Origin of the sequence: Ferrimicrobium sp., from assembly GCF_027319265.1 — a bacterium.
GTDB lineage: Bacteria > Actinomycetota > Acidimicrobiia > Acidimicrobiales > Acidimicrobiaceae > Ferrimicrobium.
In genome coordinates this window covers 17059-43549 of sequence record NZ_DAHVNP010000067.1, presented here as the reverse complement: position 1 = coordinate 43549, position 26491 = coordinate 17059, and the positions used below count along the sequence as shown (strand labels likewise).

23 protein-coding genes and 1 pseudogene are annotated in these 26491 nt (G+C 57.9%); 14 read left to right on the top strand and 10 right to left on the bottom strand.

Annotation, left to right across the window (positions count from 1 at the left end):
- Nucleotides 1–162: 162 nt before the first annotated feature.
- The 6 genes from M7439_RS09985 to M7439_RS09960 all read left to right on the top strand — a co-directional run bounded on the left by M7439_RS09985 (nt 163) and on the right by M7439_RS09960 (nt 6062).
- Nucleotides 163–1257, top strand: a complete 1095-nt coding sequence (locus M7439_RS09985) for a polyprenyl synthetase family protein (RefSeq protein WP_298347349.1) — start codon at nt 163–165, stop codon at nt 1255–1257.
- Nucleotides 1257–2744: an NAD(P)/FAD-dependent oxidoreductase gene (locus M7439_RS09980; protein WP_298347348.1), complete on the top strand. Its 1488-nt coding sequence runs from the start codon at nt 1257–1259 to the stop codon at nt 2742–2744. Before M7439_RS09985 ends, M7439_RS09980 begins: the two co-directional genes overlap by 1 nt.
- Entirely contained in the window at nt 2741–3601 is an 861-nt protein-coding gene (locus M7439_RS09975) for a phytoene/squalene synthase family protein (protein WP_298347347.1), read from the top strand. The genes M7439_RS09980 and M7439_RS09975 overlap by 4 nt, the downstream gene beginning before the upstream one ends.
- Nucleotides 3602–3807: 206 nt before the next feature.
- Nucleotides 3808–5058 carry an acyltransferase gene (locus tag M7439_RS09970; RefSeq protein WP_298347346.1) on the top strand — a complete coding sequence of 417 codons (1251 nt, stop codon included), beginning with the start codon at nt 3808–3810 and terminating at the stop codon, nt 5056–5058.
- A gap of 63 nt (nt 5059–5121) precedes the next feature.
- Nucleotides 5122–5262, top strand: coding sequence for a hypothetical protein (locus tag M7439_RS09965; protein ID WP_298347345.1), 141 nt, complete (start codon nt 5122–5124; stop codon nt 5260–5262).
- Nucleotides 5253–6062 (top strand): DUF6671 family protein, encoded by an 810-nt coding sequence (locus M7439_RS09960; RefSeq protein ID WP_298347344.1) that lies wholly within the window; start codon nt 5253–5255, stop codon nt 6060–6062. Before M7439_RS09965 ends, M7439_RS09960 begins: the two co-directional genes overlap by 10 nt.
- Before the next feature lie 315 nt (nt 6063–6377).
- On the opposite strand, the gene M7439_RS09955 is transcribed toward M7439_RS09960, so the two are convergent.
- Nucleotides 6378–7343, bottom strand: coding sequence for a hypothetical protein (locus tag M7439_RS09955; protein WP_298348876.1), 966 nt, complete (start codon nt 7341–7343; stop codon nt 6378–6380).
- A 430-nt stretch (nt 7344–7773) separates the two neighbouring features.
- Here M7439_RS09955 and M7439_RS13105 point away from each other — a divergent pair.
- A pseudogene (locus M7439_RS13105) lies at nt 7774–8308 on the top strand (IS607 family transposase); the annotation flags it as partial.
- A 389-nt stretch (nt 8309–8697) separates the two neighbouring features.
- Here M7439_RS13105 and M7439_RS09950 read toward each other — a convergent pair.
- From M7439_RS09950 to M7439_RS09940, 3 genes are all read right to left on the bottom strand, one after another.
- Nucleotides 8698–9165, bottom strand: coding sequence for a sterol desaturase family protein (locus M7439_RS09950; RefSeq protein WP_298347342.1), 468 nt, complete (start codon nt 9163–9165; stop codon nt 8698–8700).
- A gap of 116 nt (nt 9166–9281) precedes the next feature.
- Nucleotides 9282–9605 carry a lycopene cyclase domain-containing protein gene (locus tag M7439_RS09945; protein ID WP_298347341.1) on the bottom strand — a complete coding sequence of 108 codons (324 nt, stop codon included), beginning with the start codon at nt 9603–9605 and terminating at the stop codon, nt 9282–9284.
- On the bottom strand, nt 9605–9940 hold the full coding sequence (locus M7439_RS09940) for a lycopene cyclase domain-containing protein (protein ID WP_298347340.1): 336 nt from the start codon (nt 9938–9940) through the stop codon (nt 9605–9607). The genes M7439_RS09945 and M7439_RS09940 overlap by 1 nt, the downstream gene beginning before the upstream one ends.
- Before the next feature lie 231 nt (nt 9941–10171).
- Between M7439_RS09940 and dxs the strand changes: the two genes are divergently transcribed.
- Nucleotides 10172–12073, top strand: a complete 1902-nt coding sequence (gene dxs / locus M7439_RS09935; protein WP_298347339.1) for a 1-deoxy-D-xylulose-5-phosphate synthase — start codon at nt 10172–10174, stop codon at nt 12071–12073.
- On the opposite strand, the gene M7439_RS09930 is transcribed toward dxs, so the two are convergent.
- Complete coding sequence (locus M7439_RS09930; protein WP_298347338.1) at nt 12018–12623, bottom strand: SOS response-associated peptidase family protein; 606 nt, start codon at nt 12621–12623, stop codon at nt 12018–12020. The two genes, dxs and M7439_RS09930, sit on opposite strands and share 56 nt — an antisense overlap.
- A gap of 386 nt (nt 12624–13009) precedes the next feature.
- Between M7439_RS09930 and M7439_RS09925 the strand changes: the two genes are divergently transcribed.
- Both M7439_RS09925 and M7439_RS09920 read left to right on the top strand, forming a co-directional pair.
- Nucleotides 13010–13744: a class I SAM-dependent methyltransferase gene (locus M7439_RS09925; protein ID WP_298347337.1), complete on the top strand. Its 735-nt coding sequence runs from the start codon at nt 13010–13012 to the stop codon at nt 13742–13744.
- A 189-nt stretch (nt 13745–13933) separates the two neighbouring features.
- Nucleotides 13934–15520 carry an NRAMP family divalent metal transporter gene (locus M7439_RS09920; protein ID WP_298347336.1) on the top strand — a complete coding sequence of 529 codons (1587 nt, stop codon included), beginning with the start codon at nt 13934–13936 and terminating at the stop codon, nt 15518–15520.
- 133 nt (nt 15521–15653) lie between these two features.
- Here the strand turns inward: M7439_RS09920 and M7439_RS09915 are convergent, their stop codons facing one another.
- Both M7439_RS09915 and M7439_RS09910 read right to left on the bottom strand, forming a co-directional pair.
- On the bottom strand, nt 15654–16901 hold the full coding sequence (locus M7439_RS09915; protein WP_298347335.1) for a magnesium transporter MgtE N-terminal domain-containing protein: 1248 nt from the start codon (nt 16899–16901) through the stop codon (nt 15654–15656).
- An 85-nt stretch (nt 16902–16986) separates the two neighbouring features.
- Entirely contained in the window at nt 16987–17166 is a 180-nt protein-coding gene (locus tag M7439_RS09910; RefSeq protein WP_308464481.1) for a hypothetical protein, read from the bottom strand.
- A gap of 652 nt (nt 17167–17818) precedes the next feature.
- Between M7439_RS09910 and M7439_RS09905 the strand changes: the two genes are divergently transcribed.
- Genes M7439_RS09905 through M7439_RS09895 form a run of 3 tightly spaced genes read left to right on the top strand, consistent with a single transcriptional unit; the run spans nt 17819 to nt 20693 of the window.
- Nucleotides 17819–19048, top strand: coding sequence for a glycosyltransferase family 4 protein (locus M7439_RS09905; protein ID WP_298347334.1), 1230 nt, complete (start codon nt 17819–17821; stop codon nt 19046–19048).
- Nucleotides 19045–19710: a class I SAM-dependent methyltransferase gene (locus tag M7439_RS09900; RefSeq protein WP_298347333.1), complete on the top strand. Its 666-nt coding sequence runs from the start codon at nt 19045–19047 to the stop codon at nt 19708–19710. The genes M7439_RS09905 and M7439_RS09900 overlap by 4 nt, the downstream gene beginning before the upstream one ends.
- The gene (locus M7439_RS09895) at nt 19707–20693 is read left to right on the top strand and encodes a hypothetical protein (RefSeq protein WP_298347332.1); all 987 of its coding nucleotides are present in this window, start codon (nt 19707–19709) and stop codon (nt 20691–20693) included. Before M7439_RS09900 ends, M7439_RS09895 begins: the two co-directional genes overlap by 4 nt.
- On the opposite strand, the gene M7439_RS09890 is transcribed toward M7439_RS09895, so the two are convergent.
- Both M7439_RS09890 and M7439_RS09885 read right to left on the bottom strand, forming a co-directional pair.
- On the bottom strand, nt 20679–21356 hold the full coding sequence (locus M7439_RS09890) for a class I SAM-dependent methyltransferase (RefSeq protein WP_298347331.1): 678 nt from the start codon (nt 21354–21356) through the stop codon (nt 20679–20681). The genes M7439_RS09895 and M7439_RS09890 overlap by 15 nt on opposite strands.
- A gap of 122 nt (nt 21357–21478) precedes the next feature.
- Nucleotides 21479–24022, bottom strand: coding sequence for a M1 family metallopeptidase (locus tag M7439_RS09885; RefSeq protein ID WP_298347330.1), 2544 nt, complete (start codon nt 24020–24022; stop codon nt 21479–21481).
- Nucleotides 24023–24222: 200 nt separating this feature from the next.
- Between M7439_RS09885 and M7439_RS09880 the strand changes: the two genes are divergently transcribed.
- Nucleotides 24223–25227 carry an adenosine kinase gene (locus M7439_RS09880; protein ID WP_298347329.1) on the top strand — a complete coding sequence of 335 codons (1005 nt, stop codon included), beginning with the start codon at nt 24223–24225 and terminating at the stop codon, nt 25225–25227.
- 24 nt (nt 25228–25251) lie between these two features.
- On the opposite strand, the gene M7439_RS09875 is transcribed toward M7439_RS09880, so the two are convergent.
- On the bottom strand, nt 25252–26418 hold the full coding sequence (locus tag M7439_RS09875) for a hypothetical protein (protein ID WP_298347328.1): 1167 nt from the start codon (nt 26416–26418) through the stop codon (nt 25252–25254).
- Between the last annotated feature and the right edge of the window lie 73 nt (nt 26419–26491).

The following is a 26491-nucleotide window of genomic DNA, read 5'->3' as shown; positions in this document are numbered from 1 at the left end:
ACCCAAATTCCGGCTAGTGCACCCGAGGTCGATAGGCTAGAAGCGGTAGACAACCTGGGTCGGCCTGAACCTCAAGTTTGACGACAAAGGTCAGAAACTGGGAAGAGGATAGCGGTCAAGGGTGGTTGTAGTAGTCAGCGATCCTGACGAAAGGGAGTTGGTGTGCTAGAGGAGAACGATTCGTTGGCTCACATGATGACGGAGGTGGCAGCACCTCGCTCAATTGTCGAGATCTCAAAGAGGGTCGAATCTGAACTCTTGCAGTTCCTCACGACAGAGCACACTCGGTGGAGCCTCATCGATCCTGACTTCGCTCTCCCGATCGATGCACTGCGTCGGTTTGTGATCTCTGGAGGCAAGCGTCTGCGTCCGGCCTTCTGCTACTGGACGGCCGTGGGTATGGGTGCAGACCCCAGTGATCCTGTACTCATGAGGACGCTGATGGGGCTTGAGCTGCTCCATACTTTCGCTCTGATCCACGATGATCTCATGGATCGCTCTGATGTGCGCCGGGGAGAGCCTTCGGTGCATACCGCCTTTGCTTCACAACACCGGCAGGAGGCGTTGCGTGGTTCTGCGGTCCAGTATGGCGACTCGATGGCGATTCTTGTTGGCGATCTTGCGTTCGCTTATGCGGATCAGATGTTGATCGACGCCAATCGACGGGCTCGTCAACTCTATGCAGAGTTGAAACTCGAGGTGAACCTTGGTCAGTCGCTCGATGTGTCGGGGAGCTTCGCCACCGGTACGACACTGGCAAAGGCTGAGCGCATCGCTCTCTATAAGTCGGGCAAGTACACCGTTGAACGACCCATGCACATCGGCGCAGCGCTCGCAGATGCGTACTTTGCCTCAACAGAGGCGGTCACGCATTTTGCTGTCCCACTCGGGATGGCGTTCCAACTCCGCGACGACATTCTTGGCGTCTTTGGTCAGGCAGAACGGACCAAGAAGCCAGTTGGTGATGATCTGCGGGAAGGAAAACAGACGCTCCTCATCGGTTTGGCCTGCCAGATGTGCTCCTCGACTGAACGTACCCTGTTTGAGGGACTCTTTGGCCGGGATGACCTCTCGGGCTCCGAGGTTGAGGCACTCCAGGAGATGATTGCACATACCGGCGCCCTCCGAGCGATGGAGGATCGCATCGATCAGCTCTTCTTGCGTTCCATGCAGGCGCTTGATGATCTTGCGCTCACCCAGGAGGCGCGTGTGGCACTCGGCGAGATGGCTGGGTTTGTGGTCGATAGGTTGAATTGATGCCGGCCTCAGTTGTGGTCGTCGGTGCTGGCTTCTCCGGATTGACGGCAGCCACTGAGCTTGCCCGCCAGGGTGTTCGCGTCACCGTTGTCGATCGACTCTCGCACCCAGGTGGGCGGTCGGGCCGATATGATCGGGAAGGTTTTCAAATTGACACGGGGCCAACCGTGTTTACAATGCCCGAGCTGTTCCGTGATATTTTCCGCCGCGCCGGACGTAATCCCGATGACTACGTCACCTTCCGACGCTTGGAGCCGGGCTATCACGCGGCATTTGCCGACCGTGACAGTGTCGATGGACGAGGACGGATCGCAACGTTTTCTGATCGAGACCAGATGTATGCAGAGATCGAGGAACAAGTGTCTCGCAAGGAAGCCGAGGGTTACCTGCAGTTTCGTCGCTATCTTGAGGAACTGTTTGCGGTTGAGTTCCCCTCCTTCATTGACGCACAACTCGATAGTGTGAGTGCTCTGCTTGGTAACCCAAAGGCGCTGGTACGGCTCGTGCGCTTGCGGGGTTTTCAACGGCTTCCTAAGGTGGTCGGGCATTATTTTGACGACGAAAGACTCCAACAACTCTTCAGTTTTCAGGCGCTCTATGCGGGCCTGTCGCCACTACGAGCTCTAGGGATTTTCGCTATCATCAGCTATATGGACGTTGTTCTCGGGGTGGTCCAACCAGTAGGGGGGATGAGAGCAGCAGCGAACGCGCTAGAGCAGCTTGCCCGCGATCTCGGTGTCGAATTTCGATATGCGCACGAAGTGGAGGCATTCGTCCTGCATAACCAAAGGATTACTCACGTCGTCACCGATGGCGGATCTATCGCTTGCGATGGGGTCATCACCTCCGCCGACCCTGGCGAGCTGGCAGAGATGCTTGGGCGACCGTTCCGGAGGTTCGGTGGCTTGCGCTGGAAGATGTCGCCCTCGTGTTTCCTGTCACTGCGCGGTGTGCACGGAGAGTTGCCGGCCACCCTTGGTCATCACAATATCTTTTTTGGTACGCAGTGGGCCCAAGCTTTTGAGGATCTTGTCGATAATGGGCGCATGATGAGTGACCCGTCTACGTTGGTGAGCGTACCGACTCGATCGGATCCAGAGCTTGCACCAGTGAACGCACATATCGTCTATGCGTTGGAACCAACGCCAAGTCTGAATGGACGGTTCGATTGGGATCGTTTAGGAGCAGGATTTGTTGACCGATTTGATCGCAGACTGGAGCGTTTCGGAGTTGCTAGAGATCTCCCCGCGTCGGTGCGTTATGACATCGATCCAAGAGATTGGGCACGCATGGGTATGGATGCGGGTACCCCCTTCTCGCTCGCTCATACCTTCTTCCAGAGTGGGCCGTTCCGGCCAACCATGCAGGACCCAAAAATTCCTAACCTCGTGCGAACCGGATCGGGAACGACTCCGGGGGTTGGCCTGCCGCTGGTGATGGTTTCGGGTAGGTTGTCGGCTGGGATGGCCTTGGGTCGGTTGCGGTGACGACTCGAGGGCTTCCTAAGGAGATCGTAGCGCCATCTCGTGCCTTAAACCAGGCGCATGGCAAGACGTACTATTTGGCGACGTTGCTGCTGGCGCGGCACTTGCGCCCCTATGTTTTCGCACTGTATGGTTTTTGTCGTTATGTTGACGATATCGTTGACGTCGAGAGAGATGATGATGCTCGACGCCTGGCGAAGGTGGACTCGTTTAGGGAACGATTCTTTGCCGAGGTTGCTCGAGGTGGTTCTGAAGAGCCGATTCTGGCGGCAACGATTGCAACTATTGATCGGTTCAGCATGCCGATCAGCTATTTTGAGCGCTTCTTGGGTGCGATGCGGCAAGACTTTCTCGTGCGTCGGTATCCTCATATCGATGATCTACTCGCGTATATGGATGGTTCTGCTGCGGTCATCGGAGAGATGATGTTGCCGATTCTTGGTGTCGATAACCCTGAGGCACAGGCACCGGCGCGGGCGTTGGGGAATGCTTTTCAGATGACTAACTTTCTTCGCGACATCAACGAAGATCTGGATCGTGGCCGTATCTATGTGCCAGAGGAGGATATCGACCGCTTTGGGGCGTGGGATGCCTTTGATCAGCGTAGAGTCACCGACGAGTTTCGCAACCTGATGGCTTTTGAGATCGCTCGAACGCGACGTTGGTATGCTGAATCCTACGCTGGCGATGACTATCTTCGGGGCCGCGCACTGCGATGCATTCGTGTTGCTCGTCAGGTCTATGGCGCGATACTTGACGAGATCGAGGAACTCGATTACGATGTCTTCTCTGCTAGGGCCTCGGTCGCTCGAACGCGACGGCTGAAGTTGTTGGTCCGGGCTGCGATAGCGGCATGCTAACCGTCTGGGACCATCAGTCACGTTGACGAGGACGAAGTGACGAGCCCCTGCTGACGGGGGGCCGGATGACCCACGCATCTGGATACAGTAGCCGTCGGTGTGGAATTGGCCTGGATGGCATGATGTTGCACAAGGTAGCCTCTTACGCTCTTTCTCAGATACCCCTAGGTGCCCTGTGAGATTTGCCTGGTAAGTTCGGTCTGGTTATGACGACTGTGCTCGCGCCAGCTGGAGCCAATCCAGGAGAGTGTTCGTCCCGCCCCGAACGACCCCAGCATCTTCCGAGGCTGAGTGCGCTGCGTATTTTTGCTGCCGTCGCCGTCGTCCTTTGCCATGTTGGATACTATTTCACCAGTGTGCGGGCAGTACGTAAAGCTGAGGTCTATGGCTATGGCGGTGTCGAGTTCTTTTTTCTGCTCTCAGGCTTCGTGCTGACATGGGTGTGGTTGCATCGACGCCCAGGAGTCCGGCAGTTCTGGTGGCGTCGGGTCGCCAAGCTCTATCCGATCACGCTTGGATTGATGGTCTTTGCCTACCTAGCCCTCCCTCAATACGAACGGATACCTGGTACCCGAGGGAAAGTGCTTGAACTGACGCTGATGCAGGCGTGGTGGCCCAGGGAGCGGGTATATTTTGGCGGCAACGGTGTGAGCTGGTCTCTCTCCTGCGAGATCTTCTTCTACCTTGTCTTCCCATTTGTGCTTGCCGGTGTCAAACGGCTCCATGCGCGCGGATTTTGGACCCTTGCCGTGGTGACGTTATTCATCTTGGTGGTTGCACCGGTGGTAGCGGTCGAGATGGGGGTGGCGGCGCCGACCCGTTACTGGCTCTTCTTTGTCTTTCCGCCCTACCAGTTTGGATTCTTTTTGATTGGGATGCTGATGGCCCGAGCGATTGGCGGAGGGCTGAGAGTGCCCAGGCCCTCACTCGTCTTTGCGGGAGCCCTGGCATGGCTCGCGGTGCTGGTAGGGGTGGGTGCCCTCTATTCCCTCGATCACACGCACGGACTGCCACGCCCCTTGGTTCTTCTGGCCGCCTTGCCTGCCTTCGTTGGTCTCCTGGGGGCTGCGGTGAGTAAAGATCTTCGTCACGAGGGTTCTTTGCTGACGAGTCCGAAATTAACCTATCTCGGGATCATTTCATTTGAACTCTATCTGATCCACAAACCGTTGTTCTTTCTGCTGCGCCCCATCGGTGTCTGGAAGAATAGCGGTGGACTTGAGGGGGCAGTCGTCTTTCTTGGTTTCCTTGGTGTGGCACTCTTAGCAGCCAGTTTGCTACACCATCTTCTGCAGCTTCCCATCGAGCGTGCTCTGGTTCGTTCTCATCACCCCTTACGATGGTTGCAGCGATGTTTCTGGCAGGCGTGGATGCTGGTATCTGTCTGGATTTTCAGTGTTGCAATCGATAGGCATTGTTGGGATCGAGAAACCAAAGAGCGCGAATCGCTGCCGTAGTGGTCGATGGCCTCTCGTGCCTGCGTGTCGTGCGGATATTTGTCCAGTGTTGTATGGCCCAGTATGCATGGCCCAGTAATGTATGGCCCGGCGTTGTTGCTGAGTTCGAGTGACGGAAGGGAGCGGCTGGTCCATGTCGGTGGAGTGGTTGGCGATGACCGGGAGATGCCATGGTTCTATGGGGTGATCCCAGAGTGGCGTTAGCGACCCGCCATGGCAAGGAGGGTCAGATCGCCCCTGCTCTGCTGACCGTCGGTCTCGTTACGGAGGTGGTGGCCGTTGATACTGATCAGTTTGGCACCTTTACGGGAGAGATAGCTCGGCGAGGGCCGGCTCGAGAGGTGGTGATCGCCAAGGCACGCGCTGGGCTTGAGGCGTCCGGATTCGTGCGCGGTGTTGCGTCAGAGGGAACACTGGGGCCATACCCTGAGTTACCTGCATTAACGTACGATCTTGAACTCGTTGGCTTCGTTGATATCGAGTCGGGTGTAACGGTAATCGAGGAGGCGTTGAGCTTTGAAACCACCGTAGCCTCGGTGCGGGCTTGGGTCAATGATGACTTGGGGCCATTTCTGCATCGCGTGGGATTTCCGGCACAAGGGCTCATCGTGCGGCGTGGAGATGGGGACCGTGACCCGATCATCAAAGGAGTGGTCACACCTGAGCAGCTCAGGTCCGCTGTCGCTGTGGTAGCGCGGAGCTCTCGAGATAGACAGGTGTTCATCGAGACCGACCAACGAGCCCATCTATGCCCGACTCGCAGGAGGGTGATTCAAGAGGCGGCGCAGCGGTTGGCCTCGAGGCTCAGTCGACCCTGTCCGAGCTGCTTGCGCCCCGGGTTTGGCTTGGTTGCGCATGAGCCAGGACTCCCCTGCCGCGACTGTGGGGCTCCAACCGATCTCGATCAAGCGATCATTGAGGGTTGTTCTGCCTGTGGAGAACAGATCCGCGTACCCTTCGTGGGAGGTGCGAATCCGGCACAGTGCTCGTACTGTAATCCCTGAAGCGAGGCTCCGCTTGGGTGCGTATCGGCGAGGACGGCGCTTTTCATGGTTGCCCAGGTGGACGTCCACCACCGTGCCAGGCCGTATGCATGTTCGGAGTGACGATGTTGTCCACGTATCCATGCGACAAACACTCTGGTGAAGGATGTCGCTAGCGTTCTGCTGCCGCCGACTTCGATGGAGCCAGCGGCTCGGTCGGAGCAGGACCGGATCGACTGTGTTGTTCGTTGCGATCGCATCGCAAAGGGCACGTGCTCTGGTTGTCTCCAAAGGGCACGTGCTCTGGTTGTCTTCAAAGGGACATCTCTTGACCAGCTAGCAGGCGTAGTCCCCGTCGGAGCGCGCGGTCCACTGCGTTACCGAGACGACACCACCGGTGAAGGAGGGCAGCGCACAGTTCGCAATTGCTCCTGTAAGCGTTCGCGCTCCTGGGATCCAATCAGGTAGTTGCCAAAGCGAACCTGAGGCCGCAGTGGTGACGCCGACCACGGTACTCCATTGAGAGGATGTCGAGTAGACGCCGACGCCTCCTGCACTCACACCGTTAGCTTCCAGCGCAGCGATCATGCCCTGGAGATCGGCGACGTTCATGGTCAAGCCGGAGGAACCGCTTTGCCAGGTATTTGACGTCTCGACATCTAACCACCAGACATAGGATCCCGGTACGGTAGACATCGGATCTGAAGGAGACTGACTGTCGATCGCTGACGCAGCTTTCGTGAGCCAGCTTGCGTCCTGCGAAGCTTTGTTGAAGCCGTATTGATAGGCACAAGCCGAGGAGTCCTCACCGATTGTAGAGGCGCCACCCATCGTGGTACACGTTCCATAGGGGGTTGTCCCACTGGTTGGCCAGTCAGCGACCGGGTCACCATCGTAGAGGTTACCAGGATCTGCCGTATCCACATATAGTGATACCTTTGGTTGTGAGGTGTCACCACTTGTGGTTGCGTACGCCCAATACAGCTCGCTCTGCGAGTAGGAGGGGTCGGGGGCGAGGCAGGGGTTGAGGTTGTTTGCCAATCCATCATTGATGCCTACGATCCCAAAGGCACCATTCGATGGGAACGACTCCCCACACTGAGGGTACGAGATATCGTATCCGGTGGGCGTCGTTTTGTGCCCACCGGTTTTGTTGGTCGGTGGGGCACCAAAAGCTGGCACCGACGTGATGACTGCCAGCGCGGTGATCGCCAGGAGCTGGACCGCGAGCCCAATTGCCGATCGTCGACCGATGCGAGACACATCACCCATTTCAGAACCCCGTTCCCCTTGAGCCTCCATGATAACACCGTGGGGCAAGGCGTATCTACCGTTGGTGGGTAAATAAGCATGCATTTTCGCGGCTCAAAGGTACCTCGGACCTTGGATGACCGTGGAGGCTACGACGACACCAGTTTGATGCCCCACACCCTGGATGCCCCACACCCTGATGCCCCACACCCTGATGCCCCACACCTTGATGCTACGAAGCTGTTGAATGAAGGATCCTGACGAACCAAAGGTAGTGAAACTTTGCGGTCTACTCGGAGGACCTACCGTCTTGGACAGTCGCCCAAGGATCATCGGCCTGCGTTCTGCTGTTCGGACGGGCGGGAGGTCGACGACGGATCCCACCCGCCCTCGGCGGCCGCCGGAGCCTCTCGCCGAATTCTGTGGTACATGGTCCAAGGGTTGCAACCGCTGTCAGAGGGAGCTGCCATAATCAGTAATAATGACCTTGCGTGATTGGGCGCTATCCCAGGGCATACATCCTCAAACCCCATATCGGCGATATCGGACGAGGAAGATGCCTGTTCTAGCGTGTAAGGTTGGCCTGCTCATTCTGGTCGGAGATTTGGAATCGGAAGAGCCTCAACATGGATCGTGGGTTTATCGATGCGCGAGCTTCGTCATCTGGCCAAAAATCAGACCTAGACAGACAAATGGGGAGAGTATGAGCCTTCGCTACCGAACATGGATATTCGCTAGAGCGCGTAGCAACCGAAGTGGGTTCCGTTCTCAACGGACACAGACGCGCGTTTCTGTCGCTGTTGAGTGACCCCCAGAAGATCATGCTGGTCGAGCACCGAGACCGCTTTAGTCGGTTTGAAGCCGAATATGTGGAGGCTGCGCTCAGTGCACAATCGAGAAGATTGATCGCGGTTGACTCTGCTGAGGGAGATGATGATCTAGTCCGCGATGCAACGGAGTCGTTGACTACTCTGTGTGCGAGGCTGTATGGACCTAGGTTGGCCTCCAACAGAAGCACTGGAAGGCAACTCGACGCGTCCCAAGAAGGTGTTCACCACGGGGCAGCCAACGAGAAACAATTGCTCATGAGTGCGAAACCGTGGTCATGGAACGTTGCCCAAGCTGGCGATCATTGTCGAGTTGTGTGACAGAGAACCATGGTTAGCACCGCACCGCATCGAAAGCCGCCGATATGGGTGTTGGCAGCTCGTACTCGGTTCACTCAGCAGGCACGGTGCCACCCGTCATGCACGCTCAGTACACCATCAACTCATTACGCAGTGTCCGCACTCGTCCATGATGGAGGTAACGAGCCCACCACAGTCACAGTGGGTCGGCGAGTCTCTTCCGGAGGCATTTTCGGCGACACCTCTGAGATCTTGCTGTCGTGATGGGTGAACCTGTGCTAGGGCTTTACCGAACTCGGGTTCCAGTTTTGTACAACTTCAAGCTCCATCATCGGCCGCAGCCGAGCGGGTAGAATTGGAGCGAGCATACCGTAAGGCTCCTCGTTGTACAGATGATGGAGAGCATGAGCATGCTTGAGGTACTCAAGATAGCGTACCTTGGGAATCGCCCCAAGCCTCTGGTGGATGTAGAAGTCGTGTACGAAACTGTACGCGACGCCGTACAACGTGATGCCGATAGCCATTGGCAGCAAGGCTGGGTGTGAGGTCGCAAACCAGAAGAGGACGATCGTAGGTAAGGCAAATCCGATCGGGAAAAGGTCATTCGCCTCGAAGGTCGTCTCGCGGGGGCGATGATGTGAGGCATGAAGCACCCAGGCCGCACCGTGCATGATCGCCCGGTGGGCGAGATAGGCGACTGGCTCCATCACGATGAAGGTAGCGATGAGAATCGCAATAAACGTCATAGGGCTCTCCTTGTGATTCCATCAATTCTAACACTGTGCTCGCGCTAATTATTCTCCATCCTCAGCATGGGTAGCTTTTCGGTGGCGGTGGTCGTCTCCAGCGAGGGCATAACCGGTCACTGGTCAGAGTGACGGTCACCGGCGGGTTGCAGGCGCAGCCAGATAGTGATGGTCAGCAGTGTCAAGGCGAAACCGTAGGCAAAATCTTCGATCGGGATGGACAGAGGAAAGCGAATCCCGGAGAAGTCGTGGGAGTTATAGATCACGATAGGGCTCGATAGTTTGGTGAGCCAGCCATCGACGGGGATTTGGAAGAGCGCGACGATGATCCAGGCAATCCAGAAGTTCAGCGTCTTGACGGCTTTGGACTTGGTGAGCACGAGGTCGATCACCACGACGATGATGACAGCTGTGAGCGCCTCAATCGTGTAGAGACCCATCAGGTTCCCCGTCGCCGAAGTCGTGCGATAATCTGGCGGCGATGCTGGACTGTTTCAAAGGTGAGTAGGGCGCAGATCGGAATGACGATAAAGAAGGCTATCTCCTCGATTGGCAGCACGCCGGCGATTTTGATTCCCGTGGTATAGCGACGGGCGTAGGTCCATAATCCTTGCTTGATAGAGAGGGCATCAAAGAGCGAAAACACGACTGCAACCGGTACGACGGTGGCGAAGAGTCTCAAAGGTTGACGCCAAACGCGAGCACCAAGCACCTCCAGCGGTATGGTAACCACTAGGCAGAGTGCCATCAGGATCAGGTACTGGAGATGTGCCATCGGGATTTCAGCCTAACGTGCCTCGGAGGATGATGGTGACCAGTATGACCGTCCAGCGAGTGCCTGTGGTACGTCAGACGGTGATGACCAGACCAGAAGGATACGAGGAGCAAACACAAAGCGGTCGGAATCCTGAAGCTTGGTCGGTGGTTGCCTATGGGAGACGTCTGTTGCGATAGTATTGAGGTAGTTCTTTGCAGCGTCGCAGAGCGGTTGGAGTCGGTAGAGCATATGGAATTAGAGAACGTTAAGGGTCCGAGTGACCTTGCGGAGTTGAGTAACGTCGAGCTTGAGGAGCTCGCTCAGCAGATTCGACAGCGGATCATTGATACGGTCTCGAGAAACGGTGGGCATCTTGGCTCTAACCTCGGATCGGTTGAGATCACTCTGGCCCTCCATCGCAGTTTCGACTCCCCACGCGACGTTCTGCTCTTCGATACTGGGCATCAAGCCTATCCCCACAAGCTGCTGACGGGCCGTAACGCCGACTTCGATTCGCTGCGCCGGCGAGGAGGTCTCTCTGGCTATCCGAACAGGTCAGAGTCCGAACATGATTGGATCGAAAATTCGCATGCCTCCACTGCGTTGAGCTATGCCTATGGGATGGCAGCTGCGTTTCAATTGGCTGCCGATGATCCCTCGGTGTTGCCGCTCCGGAGAGTGGTGGCCGTCGTGGGTGATGGTGCATTGACGGGTGGGATGGCCTATGAGGCGCTGAACAATATCGGTCATCGTCGTCTCCCAATTATTATCATCTGGAACGACAATGGACGTTCCTACGCGCCGACCATTTCACGGCTCTCATCGTCGCTGACCAAACTACGGCTGAATCCGTCCTACATTCAGGCCCGAAATCGGATCAAGCAAGTCATCACTGATCTTCCGAAGGTGGGCAATCGTGCGGTGAGTTCGCTTGCGAATATGACCTCAGCACTGCGCGAGGCGATCGAGCCAAGGGTCTTCTTCGAGGCGCTCGGTGTGCGTTACACCGGCCCCATCGACGGGCACGATATCTCTGAACTTGAGTATGCCCTTGCAGGAGCTAAGGAGTGGAATGGGCCGATTGTCGTCCATGTACTCACCCAAAAGGGTAAGGGCTACGCCCCTGCGGAAGAGGACGAGCTGCAGTGTTTGCATGACCTTAAGGTGCCACAGGTTTTCGCTGACATCGAGGGTGATACCCCAGCCTCCTATACCGAGGCATTCTCCAAGGAACTTGTCCAGATTGGGAAGGAGAACCCGTCTGTCGTCGTCCTCACCGCTGCGATGGGAGGACCGACCGGTCTACTTCCGTTTGAGGAGGCGTTCCCAACTCGGTTTTTCGACGTCGGTATTGCTGAGCAACACGCGGTGACCTCGGCAGCCGGCATGGCCATGGCAGGGTTGCATCCAGTCGTCGCTATCTATTCCACGTTTATGTCGAGAGCCTTTGATCAGGTGAACCTCGATGTTGGCCTTCATGGTCTTGGCGTGACGTTTGTGATGGATCGTGCCGGAGTGACTGGCGATGATGGTCCGAGCCATCACGGTATTTTTGATCTGGTTCAGATGTTGTCGGTCGCCAACCTTACTGTCTTTGTGCCCTCCTCGGTTGAGGAACTTCGAGTGCAGTTGCGTACAGCCATTGCCCTCGAAGGCCCATCGTCGTTGCGATTCTCGAAGTCGCTCGCCCCTCGTGTGGTGCGCGGAGGTGTCGGTGAGGGTCTCCATGCCAGGGTGGTGCGTGAGGGGTCTGAGGCTGAAGTGATCCTTGGGATCGGCAAGATGTTGGTACCAGCCTTGTTGGCCGCCGATCTCCTCGAGGCGGACGGGTATGACGTGGCAGTGATCGATCCCAGAGTCATCAGGCCCTGTCCTGTTGAGTTGATCGAGCGGCTTGTCGCTGCTCGTCGCGTCATCACCGTCGAAGATGGTCTGATCCACGGAGGCGCTGGTGAGTACATTGCGCAAGCGGTACATCGGATCAACCCACAGGTGGAGTTCTGTAACCTTGGCATCCCGACTGAGTACCTTCCCCATGGGAATGTCGACACGCTCCTGACGGAGCTGGGCCTTGACGGCCTCGGGATCGCTGGCGCTAGTCGAGCCTTCCTTGCTCAAACAGAGGATTCTGCACGACGCGTCGAGCGCTAGTCGTTCCAGCGGGTGGTTGTGGCGCAGGGACGACTTCGAGGGCGATCCGGTTTTGGACAAGTGTCCCTTCGGTGAGCCACTGAGTCGCTCCGAGAGGTCCCATGAGCACCGGCATTCTTGGATGGATCGGCGACACGACCTCATCCGCTGGTTGGGTGAGGAGGACAAAGGAATCGCGTGCTTCGTCGATAAGGGCAGCTCCAAGAAGTAGCGATGGACTTGCTTGCGCAGTGTCTCGACCACGAAAGAGGGTTGACTTCTCATAGAAGCCAGCAAGCGGCACGATGGCTCGCCCCTTATCGAGCAGTCGCCTGAAGGTGGGGCGCTCTCGCAGCGTCTCAGAACGGGCGTTAAGGACCATTGGTCGTCCCGTCCAGTGGAGACCGAAGTGAGCACGAAGAACCCCAGTCTGCACAACGACGAGAGCCCTGTCCGTTGGACGAATCGTCGGGGCGGTCGCAGTCTCTGATGGGGTGATGGTGACGCCGAGTGTAAGGAAGAGTTCCTGGCTCTGCGCTGGACCGATCTGTTGTTCAAACCGTGCACACATACCTCTGCCCCTGTCGTTGCATCTGGGTTAAGGTTAGCCTATGTTCAGGTACGTGGGTGATAGAGCTGGTGGGTTGCCAAACAGACAAGCGAGTGTTGGTCCTCCGGGAGTTGTCGTTTCATCTGGCGGTGGATCGTGGGCGCGGTCCGGGTCGGCATGACGGTCCGTCCAGTCCTATCGCCTGGGTACGATCAAGATCGCCCAGACTCCAAGGATGGTATGACGCTGACGTGAGAGGTTGATGAAGGAGAAACGCGGAGCGATTTGGTTGCCGGTGCCCTTCTGTCCCATCGTCTCTTGCGGACGTACGGCGGCGCGTTGGGTGGAGTGCAGATTTTCGCGGGATCGGACTATCGGGTCGTCCCAACTCTTAGACTGAGGCAACTATGAGTGTCTTCGAAGACCTGACGGTCCGCATCCAACACTATGTTTGGCAACGGAGAGTGGAGTCCTGGGAGCATGAGGCGTCACCCAACCTCGACAAGGTGATCGATGCAGTCGTTGAACAAGCTGCTCCCCAGGCCTCGATGCGTGTGCTTGATCTTGGTTGTGGGTCTGGGCAAGTGACGCTGCGACTCGCTCCCTCGGTGGCCGAGATCACAGGAGTCGACATCTCGGAACGGATGGTTGCACGTCTGTTAGAACGTGCACAGGCCGAGGGGTACCACCATGTCAACGGGCGGGTATCAGCGCTTGAGCGTTTAGAGGTTCCCGCTGGCTCTCTTGATCTGATCGTGTCGAACTATGTCTTTCATCACTTAAATGATGATGGCAAAGCACGGGTCGTCGGTCTCTGTTACGGTTGGCTCAAACCGGGAGGGCGCCTTGTTGTTGGCGATATGATGTTTGGACGAGGCGGGACGACAGAGGATCGGCAGGTGATCCTTCAAAAGGTGAAACTTCTCGCTGCCAAGGGAGTTGGTGGCTACTGGCGGATTGCGAAGAATGCCCTGCGTTACTTGCTAAGAGTCCAGGAGAAGCCGATCGCTAAGGATCGCTGGATACAGCTTTTGCAGGCTGCCGGATTTACCGATGTCCACCTCGAGAGCGTCGTCAGTGAGGCAGGTGTGGTTGTTGGTGATAAGCCCCGCGTGGCAGGAGACCACCTGCACCGCGACTAGGGTAATGGCCGTAATGTTTGCAGAATAGTCGAACAACAGGCCTTCCTGGCACAGGAGCTTTGGAGAGGAGGTATTGGTGCGATCAGAACCCCCAAGTACCACTCCTCATCTGTTTGCGGATCGCAGTTAGCGGACCGTTTCTCTTCTCTTCCAAAGTCGCATCTCCCGTAACCGAAGGAGGTCTCTGTTGTGCAAAACCTCGATCCAAGTGTGGATAACGACGAGTCAACGATTCGTGGCGGGCTTGGCAAGATTACCTTCACCGAACTTCGCTCATCACCCTCGTTCAAACGTAAGCTACTCGCCCTTCTAGCGGTTATCGGCCCTGGCATCATCGTGATGGTGGGCGATAACGATGCCGGGGGAATCACCACCTATGCACAGGCGGGTCAGGCTTATGGCTACTCGCTGTTATGGCTCATGCCGGTGCTCGTCATTGTTCTTGCCGTCTCCCAGGAGATGGTGGTTCGGTTGGGGGCAGTGACCGGTGTTGGGCATGGAAAGCTCCTCAAGGAGCGTTTTGGTAGGTTCTGGGCCGCGTTTTCTGTGGTTGACCTGTTCGTCCTGAACCTGTTAACGCTCATTACTGAGTTCATTGGCGTCCGCTTTGCGCTTGGCTATTTTGGAGTCCCTCCTGCGGTGGCCGTGACACTGATGGGCATCGTGTTGGTGGCGGCGGTGGCAAGTGGACGATTTGAACGCTGGGAGCGTTTTATGCTCATCCTCGTCCTTGTGAGCCTCCTCGTGGTGCCGTTAGTGCTGCTCACACCTTGGCACGCAGGAGGTATCGCGACCGGACTGCTGATTCCCGGAGTCAAGGGCGGCATTACCTCGACCGCGACGATCTTCATCATCGGTATCGTTGGAACCACGATCGCCCCTTGGCAGCTGTTCTTCCAGCAGTCGAACGTGGTTGACAAGAGGATCACCCCCCGCTGGATCAAGTACGAACGCGCGGACACCTTCCTTGGCTCTATCGTGACGAACGTAGCGGGTGCCTTGGTGATGGTGGCGGCGGCGGCGGTATTCGTCGGCTTCAAGGTGGGAGCCTTCCAGAATGCCGGAGTTCTTGCTGAGGGGTTCGCCAAGCATGCTGGCTCCATCACCGGTGTGATCTTTGCGATCATCTTGCTCGAGGCCTCGCTGATCGGGGCCGCAACGGTGACACTCTCGACCTCGTATGCACTCGGAGACCTCTTTGGGGTCGACCAGTCGCTCAACACTCCGGTGCGAGAGGCCAAGGGCTTCTATGCCTCCTACGTGATACTTGTCGCCATCTCGGCTGGCGTGGTGCTGATTCCTTCGCTGCCGCTGAGCCTAGTCAACCTTGCCGTGCAGGTGTTGGCAGGCGTACTGTTGCCGAGCGCGTTGCTCTTTCTCCTCCTGCTCTGCAATGACAAGGGAATCATGGGTCCTTGGATCAATCCTCCGTGGTTGAACGTCGTGGCAACCTTTATCGTCTCGCTACTCTTGCAGTTGTCGCTGATTCTTACCCTTGTCACCGTCTTCCCAACCGTACCGGTAACGGGATTGCTCGTGGGAACGTTTATCCCTGTTGTGGTAGTGACGGTTGGTGTAGCCTACTACCAGTTCAAGGTGCGTGAACGAGAACAGATCGACAAGGCGGCCCGTCTGAGTTGGTCGATGCCTGCATCTGCGTTACTGCACCGTCCTGTCCAGTCACGAGGCCGGAGTCTCATTCTTCTCTTTGTTCGGGTCTATCTCATTATCGCCGTCGTGCTGATGGTCATCAGTTTCCTCCGTCTCGGATCCTGAATGTCTCTGGGCGCTCCTGGTCAAGAGGCGCTCGCACTCGTGGGTTACCAGACGATGGTACGAGCATAACGCAGCCGGGGTCGGGCATGGCCCTCGATTCGGGTACTACGCTCACCGTTGATGACGGGAGTCGCTACTCGCTCAGCGCCTCTTGTCGGCGTCGCCAGGCCGGTGCGATGGTTCGTGGGAGGACGTCATCGACGGTCACCGATCCGAGCAACAGCCCGCTGTCATCCACCACCGCCAACGCAGCGAGGTTGTAGTCGGCCATCAGCACGGCTACTTCGCTGAGATCCGAGTCGGGTCGTACGACCGGAGGATCAGCTTCGGCGTGTTGGGCGAGGGTATCCTCTGGATCCGCACTGATGAGGGCGGAGATCGGAATCTGGCCAAAGAGACAACCGGAGTCGTCAGTGAGAAAGATTGACCACAAGTTGTGGGGGAGTGATTCTCGACTCCTGAGGTCGTCACAGGCATGGGCGATGGTGGCACCAGGGTTGAGCGTGATAACGTCGGTGGTCATCAGGCCACCGGCGGACTCTGGATGGTAGTTCAGTAGACGATTGATCGACTCGCGAGCGGGTTCGGGCACCGCGGCGAGCACACCTTCGCGCCGTTCCTGGTCGAGACTTAAGAGGAGGTCGACTGCGTCGTCAGGCTCCATTTCGCTGAGCAACTCGCCAACCTCAGCATCTGTCCGATGGCGAATGGCGTCGCGTTGCCTTGCAGGGGCGAGCTCCTCGACCACGTCGGCCTCGAACTCAGGATCTGCCTGCAGGGCACCGAGAATCTCTTGACCCTCAACCTCGGACGCCTCCTCAAGGAGGTCTGCGAGCTGGGCGGGGTGGAGCTTGCGGATGCTGCGCAGTTCAAGACGTTTGCGTGCACTTGGGACATGACCAACGAGAGGCACGAGGTCAAGCCAGTCGACAAGAGAGTGATCTCTGGCGGATCGCTTTGCCTTGAGCCACCGACTCCGGTGCGCCGTTGCCACATCGATAGAGATCGCGCGCCACAAGGTCCCCTGGAGGCCGAATCCGACATCCTTTGCAGTGACTAAACGCGGACGGAGCTTGGATTTCGCCCAGATGAGGTGATGGTTGAGCAGATCGCGCTCGATCAGGATCTCCTGTGGACGTCGCTCGAACGGAGAGAACTCGGCGAGGGCCTGATTGGTCGAGATCGACTCATCGGAGAGGTGCTCAAGTTTGTCGCTGGAGATGAAGATGGAGACGTCGTTGACCGAGACTAAGAATCCAGTGAGGACCGGGTATCTTGATTCCTCAAGTCGTAGGACTGCGTCCTCGACCTTGCCAATCTCTGATCCCTGCACAAAGACGGGATTGCGGACAACCTCGGTAAACCATAGGAGTTGTTCCATTAGATGGATAAGTGTAGCACCTAGGACCGCAGTTAGGGTAGATTCCTTGACCGGCTCACGAGGCTACCGTCCGGTAAGCTGTCGTTCATGAGATGGTGGGACCCACAACGACTGCTGGGTTCGCCGTTCTCGTCTGTTGTGGGTGAGGATGGTGGACGACTGCTGCGGCATCGATCAGCTGGCAAGGGGATGTGAGGGACGTTTGACCATCCAACAGCGGATCAAGCAATACGAGCGGCCCCACAAGCAGGTACCGAGCGGTCATCGCCACCTTGGGGTATCAGATACCTGGTCGACGACGAGAAGCCAAACTTTTGGCTTGCGGACACATCGGGCGATAGCTGGTTGGTGTGCGACGTCCCTTGTCAACCAGGTCGCTCGCAAGAACCAGCTGGCTGAGGAGAGAACCGTTAGCGTTGGCACCTCGATCGTCAAACACTGCCTTCTTGTTGCCCCACCAGCTCGTGGCGACCGCCTGGATCGACGGTGGGATCACCACCAAGGGAACGGTGTTGCGCGTATCGCTAGGCGTGCCCTCGAAGTCGCCTCAACTGCGATACTCAAGCAGGTGGGCGTGGTTCGTACGGATCCCAGGCGTCGCTACAGTGGCGATGGTGCACGTGGAGAGTCGGCTCTAGAGGTGCCCAAGGGGCGATCGATACAATCGACACAACCCGTTGGCAGTGGTGTGGCGGCAGCTGGCATGCTCCCTACCGATCAGGCCACCGCGACCGCGCAAGGCAAGCGGGCAAACTTCGGCAGAAGAACCGCGAACAAGGAAACCCCACCTCCCTTGGGGGTGTGCTCTCTGGCGCAACAGCGTATCGACGGGAGTGCACCAGCTCTGTGCCAGCGGTGGAGGTCTGTTGGGCAAAATGGCTGGGTGTGTGGGACTGATGGAATGGCGCTTGTCGCGCATGGATAACAAGTTACGAATCGCCTTCACCCTCTATCGAGGGAATCCGCATTCTGGCGGGCAAGGCGTCTATACGGCCTTTCTCACCAGGGAGCTCGCTGCTCTAGGTCATCACGTCGAGGTCTTTTCGGGTCCCCCGTATCCTGAGCTCGACGCGCGAGTCGTGTTGCGCAAGGTACCTGGTCTTGATCTCTTTCGTGAACCGGACCCCTTCCGTATTCCAAGACCCTCTGAATATCGCAGCGTCGAAGACCTGCTAGAGGTGGGGCTGATGAGCATCGGGGCCTTTCCCGATCCAAAGGGCTTTGGGTGGCGCTTGCGGCACCACTTCGATGAGCTACGTCGTGATTTTGATGTTATCCACGATAACCAATCGCTCAACTGGACACTTGCGAAGTTGGCTCGATCGGGCACGCCAGTGCTGTCATCGATTCATCACCCTATCAGCGTCGACCGTCGGCTTGCACTCGCAGCGGCGTCATCGATGAAGGCACGGGTGGGACTCCGTCGTTTCTATAGTTTTATCCCTATGCAGGTAGCGGTGGCACGAGAGCTGCCGCGTATTCTGACGGTTTCGACCTCATCAGCCGGTGATCTGGCGCGGGAACTAGGAATCGACCGGCGTCGGATCGCGATTGTCCCGATTGGGGTTGACACCGACCTCTACGCCCCTCAACCCGATGTCCATAGGGAGAGGGGGCTGGTCTGCACCACGGCAAGTGCTGATGTCCCTCTCAAGGGGCTGCGGTATCTGATCGAGGCGATCAGTCTCCTGCAAGATACCAGGTTGATCATCATGGGGCCACATCAGAATTCGACGGAACTCCCCCTGCTGATCGCTCGGTTCGGACTCCAGGACAGAGTCACGGTGACGGGAGTCCTTTCGCGCGAGGAGATGGTGCAGATTTACGCCCGCGCAAGTGTCGCAGTCGTCCCATCACTCTACGAGGGTTTCTCGTTGCCTGCGGTCGAGGCGATGTCCTGTGCAGTCCCGTTAGTCGCCTCGCGCGGTGGCGCACTGCCTGAGGTTGTTGGGGATGCGGGAGCGATGACAACGCCGGGTTCAGCACGTTCGCTTGCCGAGGCGATCGAGTCGGTGCTTGCCTCCGGCACGGTAGCGTTGGAACGCGGTTTGTACGCCAGAGAGCGAGCCATCGCGAGATTTTCGTGGCGGAGCACGGCTTCGGCTACGGTTGGTTACTATCGGGATCTCTTGAGGTTAGGAGCTTGATTAGTTTTCGTTGGGAGGCGCTCGGCGATGTCCAGGGCACCAAGGTTCTTGACCTCGGTGCTGGAACTGGTCGGCATCTGCGAGCCTTGGACGCCCGTGGGGCGTGGGTCGTGGCGGGAGATCTCCGGCCAGAGGTCCATGCGGCATCGGGCGGAGTCGTGCAACTCGACGCGCATCACCTCCCGTTCCGTGACGCTAGCTTTGACCTTGTGGTGATATCGGAGGTGCTTGAGCACGTTCCATCGCCTCTTCTCGTTCTCCGCGAGTGTGCACGAATCGTCGGCCCAGGTGGACGCGTCGTAGTTTCGGTACCGCGCTGTGGCCCCGAGGTGATCAATTGGCTGATCTCACTTGAGTATCACCGCGTCCCTGGTGGCCACATCCACATCTTTACGCGGCATGAACTGCGAGAGCTTAGCCGCAGGGCAGGAATGACGGTGGAGTGGATGCACCATAGTCATGGATTGCACAGCCCGTATTGGTGGCTCAAGTCCTATGTGGGCGTTGAGAACTCTGGCACGGTCTGGTTTGTGCGACGCTATGAGCGATCGCTGGTACGTGAACTCATGGGCCAATCCCCGGTCTTGACGCGGATGGAGCGTGCGCTCAACCCAGTGCTCGGCAAAAGTATCGTGCTCTACCTGAGAGTCGATGACCGATGATCGAGTTTGAGACGACATTGGACGCCATCGGTGCACTGCAGGACCACCGCGGGATGATTCCATGGGCCGCTGGTCACCACGCGGATCCATGGAACCACACCGAGGCGGTTATCGCATTGGCGCTTGGTGCGCGATACCATGCCGCTCGTCGTGGTCTCGGTTGGTTGACTCGCGTGGCCAATCGAGACGGGTCATACTGCCAGTTCTTTACGACATCGGCCGTGCTTGAGCCACGTATCGATCTCAATAACTGTCTCTATCCAGCGGTTGGAGCCCTCGCGTATCTGGTGAGTTCCCGGGATGTCGCTAGCGTCCGTGACTTTGCGATCTCCTTTGATGTGACGGTCGATTTTGTGCTGCGACGACAGCGCAGCGATGGTTCGTTCCCTTGGGCGCTCGCACCGGATCGGACTCCACTTGAGGGCTCCTTGTTGGCTGGTTCGTCGGCAATGGTGCTCTCGCTTGAGGCGATTGAGGCGCTTGATGCGCTACTCGGCAGGAATCGCCCACACGTCAAGGAGGCGAGCGCTGCACTCGGCGCCTATATCTGCGACCCTGCGAGTCGTTTTCTCGCGAAGGATGCTTGGGCGATGGACGGCTATTATCCAGTCCTCGCTGGCGTCCTCGATGACGCTGATGCGAGGCGTCGTATGCAGGAGTTCTTGGAGCGACACTATGTTCCGGGAGCTGGCGTGCAGGCCATCGCAAACAGCTCTTGGGTCACCACAGCGGAGACGGCAGAGGCGGCGATGGCCATGATTCGCCTGGGGGAACTGCGTCAAGCACGGCAGATGCTCGATGATATCGAGGCTCTGCGACGTAGCGATGGCGGTTATCTCACCGGTTGGGTATGGCCCGATCGGGTGAGTTTCCCAGCCGATGAGAGGAGTGCGTATTCAGCGGCAGCGGTCATTATCGCCCGGTATCTCTTAGGGCTAGGGAGACCGGTGGGATTGGTCGAAGGAATCTTAGCGCGCGAATGAGGGCGCCGTGGTGCGTCGTAGCGCGACGAGAGGGCCGCTGCGTTCCACGAGCGTAAAGCCCGAGTGGAGCGCAGCGGTCATCACCTCAAAGGGTGGGCGACCTCCACGGCTTGGATCTTCGAAGACATCGTCGATCACGAGGGTTCCGTCGTCGGCGAGCAGTGCAATGGCACAGAGATAATCGGTCCATGTGGAGAGTGCATCGTGACCGCCATCGATCATGATCATCGAGAAACCGGGGCGTAGCAAGTGAGTGAGCACCTGGCTTGGGGTTACCATGACCGTTACCCATTCGCGGAGCCCAGCGAGTTCGAGTGTATCCATGAGGACGGAGATCGAATCGAGACGCCCATGGACGCGGTCGATGATTGCTGGATCGAAGTAGGGGAACGGGGGCTGCATCTCGATCGATCCTAGATGGCGATCAACAGTAATGAAGCGGCGATGGTGGCGTTGCGCCATCGTCCCAATGATCACCGTCGACCGGCCACAGTAGCTCCCGATCTCAAGGATCGGTCCCCTGGATCTGGTGATCGCGCCTTCGGTGAAGTCAGCCAGAACTGCGAGCTGGTCTGGGGAGAAGTAGCCAGGCACGGTTGATGCAAACGTGAGCGCCAAGCGTCGATCACTATCGTGCTGGTCCAACGCGGTATCTTTATCCAACGCGGTATCCTGGCTCGCGGGCCCGATCGGGAACACATGCGACTGGATCGTTCCTCAGTTGGGCGGTTCCCAACCCTGGCCCGATCCATCGTCTAACCTGTAGCGTCGTCGTGGGGGACTCCCTATGACAGAAATGAGTTCAATCGACCCGCGTAACGGTCGCGGAAGCGCAGATTGACCCGGTAACGCTCCAGTGTTTGCGTGAGCAATCGTTCCCCTGCTGGTAGTTTATGGGTCTCGAAGAACGAGAAGATCTGGGCAGAACGTTGATAGATGGTCGGCGAGATCAAGGTTGGAAGCGACCCAAAGGCGAGGTCGTAGCTGTTTGCCGGCAGTCGCGCAAGGAGATCGTCGAAGTGTGAGAAGGCGAAGTCAAGCCCTAACTCGGCGACCGCTTCGTTGGCGATCACTCGGTTGAGCACAAAGGCACCATCTTGTGAGCGAATCGAGGTCAAAATCATTGGCAGGAGGCGACTGATCAGTGACGGCTGTCGGAAGTCAGCCAGGGCGAGGAGGTGTCGTCGCTCGTCAAGTGGGTCAAGTGGGTTGCGATAGCGATCCAGCATGAAGGCAAACTCTGAGTCGTCGCCGTGTCTGGCGACGGTGGCGAGTACGGCAGAGGCGAGATCACCACTTGGTCCCCCAACGCCGCTCATCTCTTCGCGGAACCACTGGAGGGCTTGGGCACGGACCTCTGGATCATCGGCGATCGTGCCAAGGGCAGTAAAAGCGACCGAACGCGCGACCTTTGTCAGCGGTGTGTCCGAATCGTTGGGCTCCATTCCGAGAGTTTCGATCACCGGGGTAAAGATCGAGCTGGTTAGTTGTGCCACGGAGGCTCGTTCCTCCTCCAAGGCGATGCGCTGCAAAAGCCCAAGGGAGGACGCGACGACCTGGAGGACGTTGGGGTCGGTTTCGCTGATGCAATAGGTGAAGAGTTGGATCGCATCAGCGAGGCTCGCCTGGTTGGAGAGAACCATCGCCCATGTATCCGCGATGAGATTGAAGCGCTCGAGCATCTCAAGATCGCCGAAGTGCTCGCACAGTCCAGGGAGTACCTGGGGGGAGTAGCGCGTTCGATAGACGCCGATGCCGCCGGCGTTGACGATAATCGGGCCTCGGTCTGCGTTGATCACGTGGTCCTGTTGGCCGAGGACAGTTCGGTGCTCGTGGCCGTCTAGCTCACGGCTCACCACGGGGATCAGCCAACTCGTTCCGATTTCGCCAATGGGATCAGTCTCCTCTCCGAGGAAACGGAAGGGAGTCTGTGAGAGTCGCACGCCACTAGGCAGTGCATCGACGCTCACGAGGGGGTGCCCGCCCTGGAGAATCCACGTGTTCATCATCTCGGTGACTGGCTCATCACTTGCCTCTTCGAGCGATTTCCAAAGGTCCTCCGTCTCGGCGTTTGCATGAAGATGGCTGTTCAGGTAACGTCGCACGCCATTCTTGAAGGTCTCCTCACCGAGGTATTGCTCCATCATCTTGATGACTGAGCATCCCTTCTCGTAGGTGAGCAGATCGAACATGTTTTCCGCGTCTGACGGTGCGATCACCGGAAACTCGATCGGTCGTGTTGAGGGAAGACCGTCGATATTGAGGGCGCCAAGCCGAGCGATGCCAAAGGAGTCCCACTTGTGCCAGTCAGGGTTGAAGGCATCGGAGGCACTTGTCTCCATAAAAGTTGCGAAGGCCTCGTTGAGCCAGATGCCGTTCCACCACTTCATGGTCACTAAGTCACCAAACCACATGTGTGCGATCTCGTGACAGACTACATCACAGATGCGTTCTAGCTCTGTCTGGCCTGCCCGCGTCTCGTCGACGAGGAGTGCAGTCTCCCTAAAGGTGACGGCGCCGAGATTCTCCATGGCACCGAAGGCGAAGTCGGGGATCGCGAGAAGATCCAGCTTCGGTGCAGGATAGGGTATCTGGAACCAATCCTCGAAGTACGCGATGGCGTGGTTGGCAACACGGAGGGCAAAACCGGTGAGCGCCTCCTTGCCCGGCGTGTGGATGACGCGGATTGGCACTCCGTTTGCAACAATCGGAGCCGTCATGCGCAGATCGCCAACGACGAAGGCGAGTAGGTATGTCGACATCACCATCGTGGTTTCGTAGAGGTGTCTCGTGAAACCCGCATCCTCACTTGGCTTCGTTTCGTGCTCTGGATAGTTCGAGATGGCCTGCAGTGAGGTTGGTGTCTCAAGCGTGATGGTGAAGGTCGCCTTCATGTCGGGCTCATCGAAGCACGGGAAGGCCTCTCGAGCGCCAGTGGACTCGAACTGTGTAGTCGCCATGTTGTGGGTGACCCCGTGCTCATCGTTGTAGGTGGAGCGGTAGAGACCCGACAGGTCGGCGCGTAGCTTACCAGAGAACTCCAGTTGGATCTGCGCATCAACCCCACTCGGTAGCGGAGCAGCGCATTGGAGCCGGACGATCTCGTGGGCGGGGTCGACCGTCACCGACACCGGCTCTCCGTTGAGGCGTGCGGCTGAGACGTCAAGGTCGAGGGCGTTCAACTCGACGGTGGTGGTCTCGTCGTTGACGCGCACAGTGATGGTCTCCGCTCCAAAAAAACTCTCTTCGTCGGGGTTGATATGGAGAAAAAGGTCGTAGTGGATCGGTTCGACGGAACGGGTTAAGCGGTATGGGTTATCATCTCTCACCTCAACTACGATAGCCGAGATCCTCGCGAGGGTCGAGCCCAGCACGAGGAAACGTCGTCGACCGGCACGGTTTTTATGTCGCAATCATGGTGAAAGGTTGCGATCACGACGAGGGCTCTTCGCTCCGCCGGCAGTCCGCGGGGAGTCATTGCGCGTTGCGGGGAGTGGCTCGCCCCTGGGTGCTCCTAGGCTAGGACCCCGTGAAACCAGTTACTGTCTTGGGGTTTGGATCTGCCATCGTCGATGTCTCGACCGTCGTTGTTGAGTCACAGCTCCGCCAGCTCGGGCTGACCAAGGGGTCGATGCGCCTGGCGACACGTGAGGAGCAGCAGCGTATCATTGCGGGCCTTCCGGGGGAGTGGGAGCGACATGGGGGTGGGTCCGTCGCCAACGCGTTGGTGGGCCTCTCACTGCTCGGCGTTCAGAGTGCGCTCTATACCGCAGTTGGCGAGGATGATGAAGGGTCGCTCTTCGCGCAGGATCTCAGCGAGCTCGGCGTAGAGGTCGTCCTCTCCGAGCAGCACTACGCTGAAGGAACTGGTCGTTGTGTCGTACTCGTCACGGAGGACGGGCAGCGCACGATGCTGACCTATCTAGGCGCCTCCCAGGAGTTGACGGCGGAGCTCTTTCCTTTCAAGATTGCAACGGGGACGCCGTACCTCTTCATCGAAGGTTATCTCCTTGACGTTCCTGGCCTTGGAGATCGCCTGTTTGATGTGGCTCGAACGGCCCGTCGCTATGGTACGAAGGTTATTTTCAGTCTCTCAGACGCCAGCTTGGTCGAACGACATCGCAAGAGTCTGCAGCGGTCGCTTCCGGCGAGCATCGATTATCTGCTCGCCAATGGCGAGGAGGCGAGTGCCTTCAGTCAACGGAGTGACCTTGACCAGATTGTGGAGGTGCTATCCGGTATGCGGTTCTCTGGTGCGATTACCCTTGGTGATCATGGGGCCGTCTACTTCGGTGCAGATACCTATGAGTACCTCGAGGTACCTGACTATGCTTCGGCGGTCGATACGACTGGAGCTGGTGATCTGTTCGCCGCAGGTTTCATAGCGGGACTTGTTCACGAGTTGCGTCCACTCGACGTCTTGCGACTTGGACAATCGTTGGCAGCCGAGGTGATCGCCCATCCAGGGGCACGCCCACTCGTGGACCTTGGTGACTGGCTGAGCCAACATGAGCCAGATCTGGCCAACACCTGAATAGGAACTCCTCGTACGGTTGCACTAGTGAGGGGCGCTCGATGCCGTTCGGCGTTGATCCAGCGAGAGGTACGCGAGCGCGATGCCGATGACGACGATTGCGGCGATCACGGGTAGGTCAGTGATCGGGATCGTCTGGTCGAGGACGGCGAAGGTGAAAGCGGCTCCGACACTTCCGACGGAGTAACTGGCGTAGACCATCGAAAAAGCGGCACCATGGAGATGCGCCGCAAATTGATGCGTAGCTGCGTAGCTGCGGAGACCGTTGATTGGAGCGATAAAGCCGCCAAAGACGAAGAGAAGCCCCCCAAGGAAAAGTTCGCGGTGGTCGCCGAGGGCACTCGCGATGAGACAGCCCGATAATCCAATGAGGAGGAGGGCGATTCTTCGCAGTGGTCGGATGCCGATTGAACGCGTTCCAAGGTGGGCATAGAGGGTCCCTCCAAGGATGGATCCGACCGAAAGCAAGGCCATGGAGATCGCCCCAAAGGGTGGCTGATGGATGAGATCCGTACAGATGGGGACGATCGAGACGACGACCATTCCCTCGACCATTCCCTCAGCGGCACTGAGGACCCAGAGCCATGAACGAAGGTTGAGACGCGGTGCTTCCTTCGGCGTGGGTGCTGCGCGAGGGCTCTCTCCAAGAAGCAATGGAGTGGTGATGGCGAGGATGGCGGGCGTGATGAGCAGGCCATGTGAGCCTACGAGGACCACCTGTAACGAGACCAGTAGCGGGGCAAGGAGGTAGGCGAACTCGAGCGCAACCGCATCCCAAGAGAGGTAGCGTTGGAGCGATTGGGACTGCAGCCGAAGCGTCAACAGCTGTCGGAGTTGGCCACTACCGAGGGCCGTGAGGACGCCGGACAACAACGCCCCAGGGAGGCTTACCCACAGCAGTGGATGGATGAGACTGGCGAGAACCAACGCGATATCGGCCAGCGCGAGGAGTGTGAGGGTCGAGCGGGTTCTAAGCCGACCGACGTGCACGCCAAGAGGTGTAGCGACGATCCCGACAACGGAGAGCTCGCCCATCCCAAGCGCGCCAACCACGAGTGAGGCGAAGCGAAAATTCGCTCCTGATCCGATGGCGTACTCGATGACGAGAGGGAGCAGTGCAACGGGCAGGCGGAAGCTGCTCGCAGGCAGGAGCCAGCGGAGGTAGGTGGATCGATCACTTGGGATGCTCATGATGGCTGATCGTTTCGTTTTTTCATCAAGTCTGGGCTAGTTTGGTAAGGGGTTTCTGCTGTGCCTGCGGGAA